The organism is Burkholderia sp. LS-044, assembly GCF_004803625.1.
GTDB lineage: Bacteria > Pseudomonadota > Gammaproteobacteria > Burkholderiales > Burkholderiaceae > Burkholderia > Burkholderia cepacia.
This window is the reverse complement of the sequence record NZ_SSWO01000059.1, coordinates 1-360: the sequence shown is the minus strand read 5'-3', so window position 1 is coordinate 360 and position 360 is coordinate 1. Positions and strand designations below refer to the sequence as shown.

Below are 360 nucleotides of genomic sequence, written 5' to 3'. Positions count from 1 at the left end.
CACAACCCGGATAGTTTTCACGTCCATCTCAAGACGCTTCCGCTATCCAAATTACTTACTTCTTCCAGATTGTTAAAGAACGACAGCCGATACTTTCGTATCACTCTGACTGGCTCAATCGCCAATGAGAAAAACTCGAACCAAACTTCATTTGAATGTTTGTCATTGAAGATTATTGAAAGCGGCCGGCATTATAACCGGTTTAACCGCAGACAGCTAGTCTGTCTTAATCAACAGCCGATAAGCGTGAGCGCTCAACTTGTGCGAGAAGCTCTGGAAAGGAGGTGATCCAGCCGCACCTTCCGATACGGCTACCTTGTTACGACTTCACCCCAGTCATGAATCCTACCGTGGTGACCG

Annotated in this window: 1 rRNA gene; it reads right to left on the bottom strand. The window is 46.9% G+C overall.

Going from position 1 to position 360, the window contains the following annotated elements:
- Window positions 1–277: 277 nt before the first annotated feature.
- A 16S ribosomal RNA gene (locus E9536_RS41180) occupies window positions 278–360 on the bottom strand; the annotation flags it as partial.